This window comes from Streptomyces sp. NPDC059740 (assembly GCF_042733155.1).
Lineage (GTDB): Bacteria > Actinomycetota > Actinomycetes > Streptomycetales > Streptomycetaceae > Streptomyces.
On the sequence record NZ_JBHWGP010000005.1, the window covers coordinates 203193 to 215202 of the forward strand.

The 12010-nt window shown below is 72.0% G+C and carries 8 protein-coding genes; 7 read left to right on the plus strand and 1 reads right to left on the minus strand.

The features are described 5' to 3' along the window. Nucleotides 1–150 precede the first annotated feature (150 nt). From ACFV3R_RS09235 to ACFV3R_RS09265, 7 genes are all read left to right on the plus strand, one after another. Complete coding sequence (locus ACFV3R_RS09235; protein ID WP_385578039.1) at nucleotides 151–1965, plus strand: peptide ABC transporter substrate-binding protein; 1815 nt, start codon at nucleotides 151–153, stop codon at nucleotides 1963–1965. 55 nt (nucleotides 1966–2020) lie between these two features. Beyond that, a complete protein-coding gene (locus tag ACFV3R_RS09240; RefSeq protein ID WP_385578042.1) occupies nucleotides 2021–2980 on the plus strand; it encodes an ABC transporter permease in 960 nt (319 codons plus the stop codon). Further along, nucleotides 2977–3882: an ABC transporter permease gene (locus tag ACFV3R_RS09245; protein ID WP_385578045.1), complete on the plus strand. Its 906-nt coding sequence runs from the start codon at nucleotides 2977–2979 to the stop codon at nucleotides 3880–3882. The genes ACFV3R_RS09240 and ACFV3R_RS09245 overlap by 4 nt, the downstream gene beginning before the upstream one ends. Further along, entirely contained in the window at nucleotides 3879–5588 is a 1710-nt protein-coding gene (locus ACFV3R_RS09250; protein WP_385578048.1) for a dipeptide ABC transporter ATP-binding protein, read from the plus strand. The genes ACFV3R_RS09245 and ACFV3R_RS09250 overlap by 4 nt, the downstream gene beginning before the upstream one ends. Next, nucleotides 5585–6511 (plus strand): ROK family protein, encoded by a 927-nt coding sequence (locus tag ACFV3R_RS09255; protein ID WP_385578051.1) that lies wholly within the window; start codon nucleotides 5585–5587, stop codon nucleotides 6509–6511. Before ACFV3R_RS09250 ends, ACFV3R_RS09255 begins: the two co-directional genes overlap by 4 nt. Nucleotides 6512–6769: 258 nt before the next feature. Then, entirely contained in the window at nucleotides 6770–8080 is a 1311-nt protein-coding gene (locus tag ACFV3R_RS09260) for an ATP-grasp domain-containing protein (RefSeq protein WP_385578054.1), read from the plus strand. 145 nt (nucleotides 8081–8225) lie between these two features. Further along, nucleotides 8226–10256, plus strand: a complete 2031-nt coding sequence (locus ACFV3R_RS09265) for a CocE/NonD family hydrolase (protein ID WP_385578057.1) — start codon at nucleotides 8226–8228, stop codon at nucleotides 10254–10256. A 287-nt stretch (nucleotides 10257–10543) separates the two neighbouring features. On the opposite strand, the gene ACFV3R_RS09270 is transcribed toward ACFV3R_RS09265, so the two are convergent. After that, entirely contained in the window at nucleotides 10544–11341 is a 798-nt protein-coding gene (locus ACFV3R_RS09270; RefSeq protein ID WP_385578060.1) for a hypothetical protein, read from the minus strand. Nucleotides 11342–12010: the final 669 nt, after the last annotated feature.

Sequence of the window (12010 nt, forward strand, 5' to 3'; positions counted from 1 at the left end):
GATCGAAGCCGAAGAAACTTTCTTTTTACTAAACTTTGTTTGTTTGTTCGGCGTGTCCGTCGTTGACTGTCGGCAACGTCGCGCCGTTCCGACGGCGGCGCCCCCGCCGCCCCGTGGGCGGAGCGGGTCCTTTCACTTCCGAGGAGAGCCATGTCCCCTGCTCAGCCGGCGAGACGCCGGCGCTGGGCCCTCGTGACGGGCGCCGCCGTCACCGTCGGAGCCCTCCTGACCGGCTGTTCCGGGACGGGCGGCTCCCCGAGGTCGTCGGCCGACACGAACTCGATCGACTACGCGCTACCCCCCAACTTCACGCCCAACTGGATTCTGCCGGTCGGCACGGCGGCGCACCTGAACACCAACAACTCCTCCATATCGCAGTCCCTGTGGGAGCCGCTGGTCGCCTACGACGGCTCCACGGGCAAGATCGGTTGGAACAAGGACGCCTCCCTGGCCACCGACGCGGACTTCGCCGAGGACGGCCGGAGCGTCACCCTCACCCTCGGCGACCGCCACTGGAGCGACGGGAAGCCGATCACCTCCCGCGACATCCAGTTCTGGTACAACCTGGTCAGGGCGGAGAAGAAGCAGTGGGCCAGTTACAACCCCGGCAAGGCGCCGGACAACTGGACCTCGCTGAAGGTGCTCGACGACAGGCACTTCACCCTCACCTTCGACCGGTCCTACAACCAGCAGTGGATGCTCGCCAACGAGCTGAGCCTGATCCGCCCGATGCCCCAGCACGCCTGGGACAGGACCAGCGCCTCGGCCGCCGTCTCGGACGCGGACCGGACCACGGCCGGCGCCAGGAAGGTCTGGAAGTACCTCAACTCGGCCGCCAAGAACATCTCCGGCTACGCCACCGATCCGCTCTGGAAGACCGTCAGCGGCCCCTACACCATCAAGTCCTTCTCCACCGCCGGCCGTGTCGTGCTGCGCGCCAACCCCCACTACGACGGCGGCGGGAAGGCCCACATCGCGACGGTGAACCTGCTGCCGTTCACCACCACCGCGGCCGAGGAGAACGCGCTGCGCGCGGGGACGGTGGACTACGGCTACATCAACGCCACCGACCTGCCCCAGAAGGCCTCGTTCACCGGCCGGGGCTACACGATCAAGCCGTGGGCCGGCTGGGCCGTGACCTACATGCCGTACAACTTCCACAACCCGGCGATGGGCGCGGTGTTCAAGCAGCTCTACGCCCGCCAGGCGATCCAGATGTCGGTGGACCAGACCACCATCTCCAAGGTGCTCTTCAACGACACCGCGGTCCCCACCTACGGCCCGGTCCCGCAGGGCCAGTCCTCGGCCTTCCTCGCCCCCGAGCAGCGCACCAACCCCTACCCCTACTCCCCCGCCAGGGCCAGGGCTCTGCTGACCGGCCACGGCTGGAAGCTGCGCGACGGCGTCATGACCTGCGCCAGGCCCGGCACCGGCGACACGCAGTGCGGGGCGGGGGTGGGGCGGGGCACCGAGTTCCGGATGCAGGTGCTCTCGCAGTCCGGCTCGACCGTCACCGACAACATGATGAGCGCCCTGCAGTCCTCGCTGGAGCAGAGCGGCATCGCCTTCTCGATCAAGACCGCGCCCGTCAACTCGGTGCTGTCGCAGGCGAGCCAGTGCTCGGGGCGCTCGGGGTGCTCCTGGCAGCTGTCGTTCTTCGGCACGGCCGGGAGCTGGTACTTCCCGGCCTACCCCAGCGGTGACTCACTGTTCCAGAGCGGCGGCAGCTCCAACTTCGGCAGCTACTCCAACCCCGCCGTGGACCGCCTGATCACGCAGACCACGAGGTCCACCTCCCCGGCCGCGGTGCGCAGGTACAGCGCGGCGCTGGCCAAGGACCTGCCCGTGGTCTGGCTCCCGGAGCCGGACTACCAGGTCTCCGTGATCCGCAAGGGCCTGGGCGGCTTCGCACAGGACTCGCTCGCCAACTTCCACCCCGCCCAGTGGGCCTGGACCACCAAGTGAGAGGCGGACCGGTGACCGTGCGCACCCTCACCGAGCCGAAGCGACCGGAAAGCATATGAGTACCCCCACCTTCCTGATCAGACGGGCCCTGCAGGCCGTCACCGTCATCGTCATCGTGACGATCGTGGTCTTCTGCCTGCTGCACGCCCTGCCCGGGGGGCCCGCCCGCGGCATCCTCGGCCCGCAGGCGACGGCGCAGCAGATCACCGCCTTCGAGCACGAACAGGGCCTCGACAAGCCCCTGCCCGTCCAGTACTTCTACTACCTGGGCCAGCTCCTCCACGGCGACCTGGGCACCTCCTACACCCTCAACGAGCCGGTCTCCCAGCTCATCGCCGAGCGGCTCCCCAAGACCCTCCTGCTGACCGTGCTGTCGGCGCTCGTCGGCCTGGTGTTCGCGGTCCCGCTGGGCATGTGGCAGGCCGTGCGGCGCAACCGGCCCGCGGACTACGTCATCACCACGCTGAGCTTCATCGCCTACTCCACGCCCGTCTACTTCCTCGGGCTGGTGCTGGTGCTGGTCTTCAGCCAGGTGCTGCCCTGGTTCCCCGCCCAGGCGCCGCAGGGCGACACCCTCGCCCAGGTCTTCGCCGAACCCAGGGCGCTGGTGCTGCCGCTGATCGCGGGCGCCGCCTCGATGGTGGCGGTCTTCAGCCGGTACATGCGGGCGGCCACCCTGGAGAACCTCTCCGAGGACTACGTCCGCACGGCCCGGGCCGGCGGCTCCCGCTCCCGCGCCATCCTGTGGCGGCACGTCTTCCGCAACTCGCTGACCCCGGTGACGGCCATGCTCGGGTACTACGTGCCGGTGCTCTTCGGCGGTGCCCTGGTGGTGGAGCAGCTCTTCAACTACCCCGGGATGGGACTGCTGTTCTGGAGTTCGGCGCAGGCCTCGGACTACCCGGTCCTGCTGGGCTGCGTCCTGGTGATCGCGGTCGCCACCGTGGTCGGTTCCCTGCTCGCCGACGTCGTCCAGCGCGTCATCGACCCCCGAGTGAAGGCAGGTCGGGCATGAGTACCGTCACCCAGCCCGGCGAGATGCCCGGCACCCGACCGGCCGCCGCACCGGGCGAGACCTCCGGCACCCGGCTCGCCGCCCGCCGGTTCCTGCGCAACCGGCTCGCCGTCGTCGGCCTCGGCGTGGTGGTGTTCTTCTTCCTGTTCTGCTTCGTCGGGCCGCTGCTGTTCCCCACCGACCAGACCCACACCCTGCTGCACCAGGTCAACCTCGCCCCGAGCGCCCACCACTGGCTGGGCACCGACGCCGTCGGCCACGACGAGCTCGGACGGCTGATGTACGGCGGCAAGGTGTCGCTGGTCGTCGGTTTGGCGGCGGGCGTCCTGGCCACGGTCATCGGCACCCTGTGGGGCGCCGCGGCCGGGTACGCCGGGGGCTGGCTGGACGCGGTGATGATGCGGGTCGTGGACGCCGGAATCGCCATCCCGGCACTCTTCATCCTGCTGGTGGTGTCCGCCATCACCACCCCGGGGCTCACCGGGCTCGTCGTCATCCTCGGCTTCGTGTCCTGGCTGGTGCCGTCCCGCCTGGTCCGGGCGGAGACCCTCACCCTGAAGAACCGCGACTACGTGCTGACGCTGCGCGCCATCGGCGGTACCCACTCCCGGGCCATCACCCGGCACATCCTGCCCAACTCCGTCTCGACCATCGTCGTCGCCGCCACCTTCCAGATCGCCGACGCCATCCTGCTGGTCGCCTACGTCTCCTACCTGGGCATGGGCGTCCAGCCGCCGGCCACCGACTGGGGCGGCATGCTGACCGCCGGCCTCAGCGCGGCCTACTCCGGATACTGGTGGCTCATCCTGCCGCCCGGCCTGGCCATCATCCTGGTGGTGTGGGCGTTCAACGCGGTCGGGGACGGGCTCCGCGACGCATTCGACCCGAGGGGACGCGGATGACCGCCACCCAGGGGCCCGCCGCCACCGCGGCCGGGCCGATCCTCGAACTCGACGACCTGCGCGTCGACTTCACCACCGAGACCGGTGAGGTGCCCGCCGTCCGCGGTGTCGCCCTGCACGTCGGCCCGGGCGAGACCCTCGCCCTGGTGGGCGAGTCCGGCTCGGGCAAGTCCACCGTGGCGCTGGCCGCGATGGGGCTGCTGTCCGGCAACGCCCGGGCGAGCGGCAGCGTCTCGGTGGCCGGCACCCAGGTGGTCGGCGCCCCGGAGAGCGCGCTGGCGGGCCTGCGCGGCCGGACCGTCTCCATGGTGTTCCAGGAACCGGCCACCGCGCTGGACCCGCTCACCCGGATCGGCGCGCAGATCGCCGAGGTCATCCGCAACCACCGCCCGGTCAGGTCCGAGGAGGCCCGGCGTGAGGCGGTGGAACTGCTGCGCCGGGTCGGTATCCCGGAGCCGGAGAAGCGGGCGTCGGCCTACCCCTTCCAGCTCTCCGGCGGGCAGCGGCAGCGGGTGGTCATCGCCATGGCGATCGCCAACGAGCCCGACCTCTTGATCGCCGACGAGCCGACCACCGCCCTGGACGTGACGGTGCAGGCCGAGATCCTCGACCTGCTGCGGCGGCTCGCGGTGGAGACCGGCACCGGCGTCCTGCTGGTCACGCACAACATGGGCGTGGTCGCCGACTTCGCCGACCGGGTCGCGGTGATGTACCGCGGCGAGATCGTCGAGACCGGGCCGGTGGAGGAGGTGCTGCTGCGGCCCGTGCACCCCTACACCGAACGGCTGCTGGCCGCGGTGCCCCGCCTTACGGTGGCCGAGAGCGGAAGCAGCACCCCGCAGCCCGCGGCCACCGAAGCGCGGACCGACGCCGTCGTCGAACTGCGCGACGTCTCCGTGGTGTTCGGACGCGGCAAGGGGGCGGTGCACGCCCTGGACGGGGTCTCCTTCGCCGTCCACCCCGGTGAGACACTGGGCCTGGTCGGGGAGTCGGGTTCCGGCAAGTCGACCGCGGCCCGGGTGGCGCTCGGCCTCGTCCCGCCGACCGCCGGCACGGTCACGATGTTCGGCGCGGACCTCGCCCGTACCCGGGCCCGCGCCCGTCGGGCGCTGCGGGCCGGCGTCGGTGTGGTGCTCCAGGACCCGGTGGCCTCCCTGGACGCCCGGATGACGGTGGGCGAGTGCGTCGCCGAGCCGCTCAGGGTGCACCGCCGCGGCATGTCGGCCGCCGACCGCCGGGCCCGGGTGGCCGAGGTGCTGGACCGGGTCCGGCTGCCGCGTGACCTGGCCCGCCGGGCACCCCGGGAGCTCTCCGGGGGACAGCGTCAGCGGGTGAGCCTGGCCCGCGCGCTCGTCCTGGAGCCCCGCCTGCTGGTCGCCGACGAGCCCACCAGCGCCCTCGACGTCAGCGTGCAGGAGGCGGTGCTGGAGGTGATCTCCGAACTCCAGGACGAGCTCGGCTTCGCCTTCCTCTTCGTCTCCCACGACCTCGCCGTGGTCCAGCACCTGGCGCGGCGGGTGGTGGTCATGCGCGCCGGCCGGGTCGAGGAACAGGGCGCGACCGACGTGACCCTGCTGCGTCCGGAGACCGACTACACCCGGCGGCTGCTGGCCGCGGTGCCGGTACCCGACCCGGTCGTCCAGCGGGAGCGCCGGGCCCTGCGTCTGCGCACGCCGGCCACCGGCCGCACGGAGGCACAGGGATGAGCGGGACGGAGCGGACCCTGTTCGCCGGGGTCGACATCGGCGGCACCACCACCCAGGTGGTGCTCTGCCACCGCGACCTCACCGTGCTGGAGCGCGCCGAGGTGCCGACCCCGGCGGCCGAGGGCGGCCGGGCCATGGTGGGGGCGGCGACGGACGCCCTGGCCCCCCTGCTGGCCCGGACCCCGGGCCGGCTGGCCGGCGCCGGCATCGGTGCCGCCGGGGTGGTGGACGCCGCCGAGGGCCGCGTCCTGGTGGCCAGCGACTCCTTCCGCGGCTGGGCCGGCTTCCCCGTCGCCGCCGTGGTCGGCGACGCGCTGGGCGTCCCGGCCTTCCTCGACAACGACGTCAACGCCTTCCTGCGCGGCGAGGTCTCCGGGGGCGCCGTGCGCGGGGAGGCCGACGTGCTCGGCATGACGCTGGGCACCGGCGTCGGTGGGGCACTGTGGGTGGGCGGCACGCTGTTCGAGGGGCCGCACGGGGCGGCCGGAGAGATCGGGCACATCCCCGGCTTCGGCGAACTGCCCTGCACCTGCGGGGGCCGGGGGCACCTGGAGACCCTGGCCTCGGGCCGCTCCGTCGGGGCGCGGTACGCGGACCGCACCGGCCGCCGCCTGACCGCCCGCGAGGTCGCGACGGCCGCCGGGGATGGCGACCCGGACGCCCGTGAGGTGTTCCGGGCCGCAGGGGCGGCGCTCGCCCGGGCCGTGGTCATGACGGCCGGTCTGGTGGACATCACCACCGTGGTCGTCGGCGGCGGCCTCACCCGCGCCTGGCACCTCCTGGAGCCCCTTGTCCGCGCCCCCCTGGAAGCGGAACCCCCGGTCAGCGGCCGGCCCGTCCGGCTGGTGCGCGGGAGCCTGGGTTCCGACGCGATCCCCGTCGGCGCCGCCGCCCGGGCCCGGCGGGAGGTGGGCACGGAGTAGGGGTGCCGGGGCCGGTGAGTCCACCGGCGCACACGGCACGGGCGGCGGGCCCGCCGGGCGCAGGTGTCCGGCCGGCCCGCCGCGCCGAGGTCCTCGGGCTCCGCCGCAGGCGCCTCGGGAGACCCTTCCGTTCCGCGCCTCCCCGCGGTCACAAGGGTGCATGCCGCCTCGCTCCGGTGACACAGGCCACCCGGTTGGCTCTGCGGAGCACGGGTACTGGGCTGACTCCCCCGCGACGTCACCACGACGAGGAGAGACATGCCCGACATCAACGTCTTCGTACTCGGCCTGGACGAGGCCAACCTGCCCACCCTCCAGGAGGTGCCGGAGGCCGAGTCCTACCGGTTCCACCGCCTGCTGAGCGTGGAGGAGTTGCAGAGCGGCGAGGTCTCGGTACCCGACCTCCTCGCCCGCGCCCGCAAGCAGCTCGACGCCTTCGAGGGGTCGATCGACGCCGTCGTCGGTTACTGGGACTTCCCCGTCAGCACCCTGGTGCCGTTGCTCAGCCGCCACTACGGCACCCGCAGCACCTCCCTGGACTCCGTGGTCAAGTGCGAGCACAAGTACTGGAGCCGGCTGGAGCAGGCCAAGGTGATCGACGAGTACCCGCGGTTCGGGAAGGTGGACCTCTCCGCCGAGGACCCCCGGCCGCCGGAGGGCGTCCGCTTCCCCATGTGGCTCAAGCCCGCCCTGTCCTACTCCTCGGAACTCGCCTTCGGCGTCAAGGACATGGACGAGTTCCGGGACGCGGTGGCGCAGATACGGGAGGGCATCTCCCGGGTGGGGCGCCCCTTCGAGTACGTGCTGGACCAGTTGGACCTGCCGCCGGAGATGGAGGGGGTGGGTGGCCAGGTCTGTCTGGCCGAGGAGGCGCTGAGCGGCCTCCAGGTCGCCGTCGAGGGGTACGTCCACCAGGGCGAGGTCGTGATCTACGGCACGCTCGACTCCATCAACTACCCCGGGACCTCGTCCTTCCTGCGCCACCAGTACCCCTCCGCGCTGCCCGCGCCGGTGCAGGAGCGGCTGCGCGACGTCAGCTCGCGCGTCATGCGCCAGATCGGCATGGACGGCGCCACCTTCAGCATCGAGTACTTCTACGACCCGGCGACCGACGCGATCAACCTGCTGGAGATCAACCCCCGGCACTCCCAGTCCCACGCCGAGCTGTTCGAGTTCGTCGACGGCGTCCCCAACCACCACTGCATGCTCAGCCTCGCGCTGGGCCGGGACCCACGGCTGCCGGACGGGGAGGGCCGCTACCGCACGGCGGCCAAGTGGTACCACCGCTGGTTCACCGACGGCGTGGTGCGCGGCGTCCCCGACGCCGCGGCGATCGAGCAGGTGGAGCGCGAGGTGGGGGGCGTGCGCATCGACGTGGTGCCGCAGGACGGGCAGGCGCTCTCGGAGCTGGAGCAGCAGGACAGCTACAGCTACGAGCTGGCCCACGTCTTCACCGGTGGGAGGGACGAGGCGGAACTGCGCGAGAAGTACGACCGCTGCATCGCCGCGCTGGGCCTGGGTGCCGAGGACGTGCGCCCCGACGCCGCCCGAACCGGTGAGCGGCGTTGAGCCGCTCGCCCCGCCGCTGGTGTCGCAGGGTGCCCGGCGGGGCACGCGGGCCCGTGTCGCCGGTGGCGGATCCGCGCCCCGGCGCACCGGTGCGGCCCTGACCGCCGGGGCCGCACGGAGAGACGGAGAGGAGACGGCCGGCCACATGCGCTTCGTGACCAACCTGCCCCACCCCACGATGGAAGAGGACCACGTCGCCGTACCCGTGCGGGACGGCACCGTGCTCTCGGCGCGGGTGTGGCGGCCCGTCTCCTCCGACCGGGAGCCGGTTCCGGCGGTACTGGAGTACATCCCCTACCGCAAGCGGGACCTGACCTCGACCCGCGACGCCCTGCACCACCCCTACATCGCCGGCCACGGCTACGCCTCGGTCCGCGTGGACCTGCGCGGCACCGGCGACTCCGAGGGGGTGCTGCGCGACGAGTACCTGGAGCAGGAGCAGGCCGACGCCGAGGACGTGCTGGCCTGGCTCGCCGACCAGCCCTGGTGTGACGGCAGCACCGGCATGATGGGCATCTCCTGGGGTGCCTTCGCCGCCCTGCAGACCGCCGCGCGCCGCCCGCCGAGCCTGCGGGCCATCGTCATCGCCTCCTTCACCGACGACCGGTACGACGACGACATGCACTACATGGGGGGTGCGCTGCTCTCGGACAACCTCGCCGAGGCGGGCACGATGTTCGCCTACGGCACCTGCCCGCCCGACCCGGCCGTGGTGGGCGAGCGGTGGCGGGAGATGTGGCGGGAGCGGCTGGAGGGGACCAGGCCCTGGGTGCTGGAATGGCTGCGGCACCAGCGGCGCGACGACTACTGGCGCCACGCCTCGGTGTGTGAGGACTACTCGGCGGTGCGCACCCCCGTCCTCGCCTCCAGCGGCTGGGCCGACGGCTACTCCAACGCCGTCACCCGGCTCCTGGCCGGTCTCGACGTCCCCCGCAAGGGCCTCATCGGCCCCTGGTCGCACAAGTTCCCCCACCTGGGCGAGCCCGGCCCGGCCATCGGCTACCTCCAGGAGGTCGTGCGCTGGTGGGACCACTGGCTCAAGGGCGTCGACAACGGCGTGATGGACGGCCCCATGCTGCGGACCTGGATGCAGGAGAGCATGCCGCCCTCCACCGCCTACGAGGAGCGCCCGGGCCGCTGGGTCGGGGAGCCGAGTTGGCCGAGCCCCCAGGTCCAGCCGGTGGCGCACCCGCTGCGCGCTCACCGCATCTGCCGGCCGGAGGAGGAGGTGCCGGGCGGCGGCGAGCCGCTCACCGTGCAGTCGCCGCTCTCCGTCGGCCAGTTCGGCGGGAAGTGGGCCTCCTACAACGCTCCGCCGGACCTGCCCTACGACCAGCGTGAGGAGGACGGCGGCTCCCTCGTCTTCGACACCGACGTCCTGACCGAGCGGGTGGAGATACTGGGCTCCCCCACCGTCACCCTGGACCTCAGCGCGGACCGACCCGTCGCGCTGGTGGCGGCCCGGCTCTCCGACGTCGCGCCGGACGGCAGTGCCACCCGGGTGACCTACGGCATCGTCAACCTCACCCGCCTGGAAGGCCGCGACGCACCCGAACCGCTGGAGCCGGGACGGCGCTACCGTGCGACGGTGCGGCTGAACGGGGTGGCGCAGGCGTTCCCGCCGGGACACCGCATCCGGCTCTCGCTCTCCACCTCGTACTGGCCGCTGGCGTGGCCCCCGCCGGAGCCGGTGTGCCTGAGCATCCACGAGGGCTCCAGCAGCCTGACGCTGCCGGTGCGGCCCGTCACCGTCCCGGACGGCGTGGAGCAGCCGGCCTTCGGGGAGCCGGAGGCCACTGCGCCTCCGCCGACCACGCAGCTGACGCCGCCCGAGCAACGCTGGGAGGTGAAGCGTGACCTGGTGGGCTACAAGTCGCAGTTGGAGATCGTCAAGGACCCCGGGCTGACCCGGTTCGACGACATCGACCTGGAGGTGGGGCGCCGGGCCTACGAGCGCTACTCCTCGGTGGCGGACGACTTCTCCTCCGTCACCGGGGAGTCGTTCTGGACGATGAGCTTCCGACGCGATGACTGGGACGTCCGGGTCGAGACCCGTACCGTCCTGCGTTCCTCGAAGGAGGAGTTCTTCGTCGACGCGACCCTGGACGCCTACGAGGGCGACCGGCGGGTCTTCTCCCGCACCTGGAACGAGACGGTGGGGCGCGACCTGCTCTGACGAGGCGGTCGACCGGAGGAGCGGGGCCGGGTGCGAACCCGCTCCGGACCGACCCCGGTCCCCCGGCACCGCCGGCCGTCCCCGGCCGAGGTCAAGGACGGCCGACGGCGGTCTGTCTGCCGCTGCCGCCCCAGACCGCGGCTGTCGCCGTGCCCGGGCCTCGAAGAGACTGCGCTCCCGTCTTCGAGCACGTCGTGTTCGGCCTGGAGCCAGCCGCGAACGGCTACCTGGAGCGGCTCAGGGTGGCCGAGCGGTTGAGTTCGTGGTGCGCCCTGTCGTGCTGAGGTTCACACCGCCGGATCCACGGTGGCGAAGCCGTCCGATGCGTCGGCCGGTCGGCCGTGCTCCCAGATACTGTCGAACTCCGCCTCGAAGTATGGGAACCACTCGCCGTCACGGTGCGGGAGAACGGTGAAAACGGCGTCCCCGCTCGCCGAGCCGTGCGAGTAGATGTCCACGTGGATGCGGCCACCGGGGCGGTGCGGGTCGAGCAGGACGAGACCAAAGGCCGGAACGAAGTCGAGAAAGCGCACCTCCACTCTACCCGCTGCGCCAGGCGTCTCGACGAGTTCCCGTAGCAGGTCGATGGAGGAACGCAGCCGGTTGCGGTACATCCCGGCCCGGTCCGGGATGGTGCTGCGGCGCGCCGCCTCCTCGGCGGTCGGACCGGCCGGGTCCAGGAGCGCCACCTTGACCACAGCACCGGCCGCGGCCCTGCGCTGGAGCTCGTCAACGAGATCGCGCAGCGTGCGCGACAGCGTCACCCCGACGATCCGGATGTCCTGTGCGGCATGCACCTGCCTCGGAAGGTCGGCTTTGCCCTTGTCGAGGAAGTCCGCTACGGAGAGCTCGCCCTTGCCCCGGGCGCGCACCTCTGCGGTCAGCTTCGCCACCTGTCTGCGGCTGCCGAGCATGCCGCCGGCCAGCAGGGCGAGCGTGGCCAGCGTTGCGGCCGCCAGCACCTCGCCTCCGACCATGCCGAGCACCCCGAGGACGGCCAGCACCAGGGACAGCAGTGCTGTCGTGTAGATCTCCAGGTTCTCCCCTGCCAGCAGGTCCGTGCGCAGTTGCCGAAGTAGACGCATGGCAGGCATCGTCTTCACCCGCTTGATGGCATGTCAATGACGTCTGTGCGCAACCCTGACGAGCCACCGGCGAGCAAGCAACGTCTCTTCGGGACGGGTGCGTGCGATGTTGAACTCACCAGGTGAAGAGCTCAGTGATGCTGAGGGGACCCGGGCGTCCGATGCTCTTCCGGATATCGTTTCCGTGGGCGTGGCGGTCGTCGTGCTGGACGCGGCAGGGCTTCCTGAGCGGATGATGTCTGAGGGGTGCGGGAGACGCTCCGACCGGGGGGCGGAGAAAGTGGTCATCCGCCCGCAGGGCGACGGCGAACTGGGGTGGCGAGTGCCTGGCAGCTGTCGTCCTCGTCACCGCCCTCGGCCAGACCTGGCGGCGGCTGCCGCCGGTCGCCTACGCCACAAGCGTGAGCCCGGGCGCTTCCTCGCCTACATCGCCACCGCCCCGGCCCCATCGCCCACCGCCGCCTCGCTGAGTGAGACGAAGGACCCGGCCGGGTAACGTACCGCCCATGTCGAGCCCCGAGGCGTCCACGGTGGGGGTTGCCGGTCACGCCGTCAGCCCCCTGCACCCCTGAGAGAGACGGTTCCGTCGTCCTGCCGCCTGCGCGGCCGGGCGAGTGCACCCACGGGCGCTGACCGCGGTGACGAGAGACCCCCTTGCGCTTCTCCTCA

Coding starts and splice junctions, on each gene's coding strand:
- ACFV3R_RS09240 (WP_385578042.1), top strand. CDS start 2,021: ATGAGTACCCCCACCTTCCTGATCAGACGGGCCCTGCAGGCCGTCACC.
- ACFV3R_RS09265 (WP_385578057.1), top strand. CDS start 8,226: ATGCGCTTCGTGACCAACCTGCCCCACCCCACGATGGAAGAGGACCAC.
- ACFV3R_RS09245 (WP_385578045.1), top strand. CDS start 2,977: ATGAGTACCGTCACCCAGCCCGGCGAGATGCCCGGCACCCGACCGGCC.
- ACFV3R_RS09250 (WP_385578048.1), top strand. CDS start 3,879: ATGACCGCCACCCAGGGGCCCGCCGCCACCGCGGCCGGGCCGATCCTC.
- ACFV3R_RS09235 (WP_385578039.1), top strand. CDS start 151: ATGTCCCCTGCTCAGCCGGCGAGACGCCGGCGCTGGGCCCTCGTGACG.
- ACFV3R_RS09270 (WP_385578060.1), bottom strand. CDS start 11,341: ATGCGTCTACTTCGGCAACTGCGCACGGACCTGCTGGCAGGGGAGAAC.
- ACFV3R_RS09255 (WP_385578051.1), top strand. CDS start 5,585: ATGAGCGGGACGGAGCGGACCCTGTTCGCCGGGGTCGACATCGGCGGC.
- ACFV3R_RS09260 (WP_385578054.1), top strand. CDS start 6,770: ATGCCCGACATCAACGTCTTCGTACTCGGCCTGGACGAGGCCAACCTG.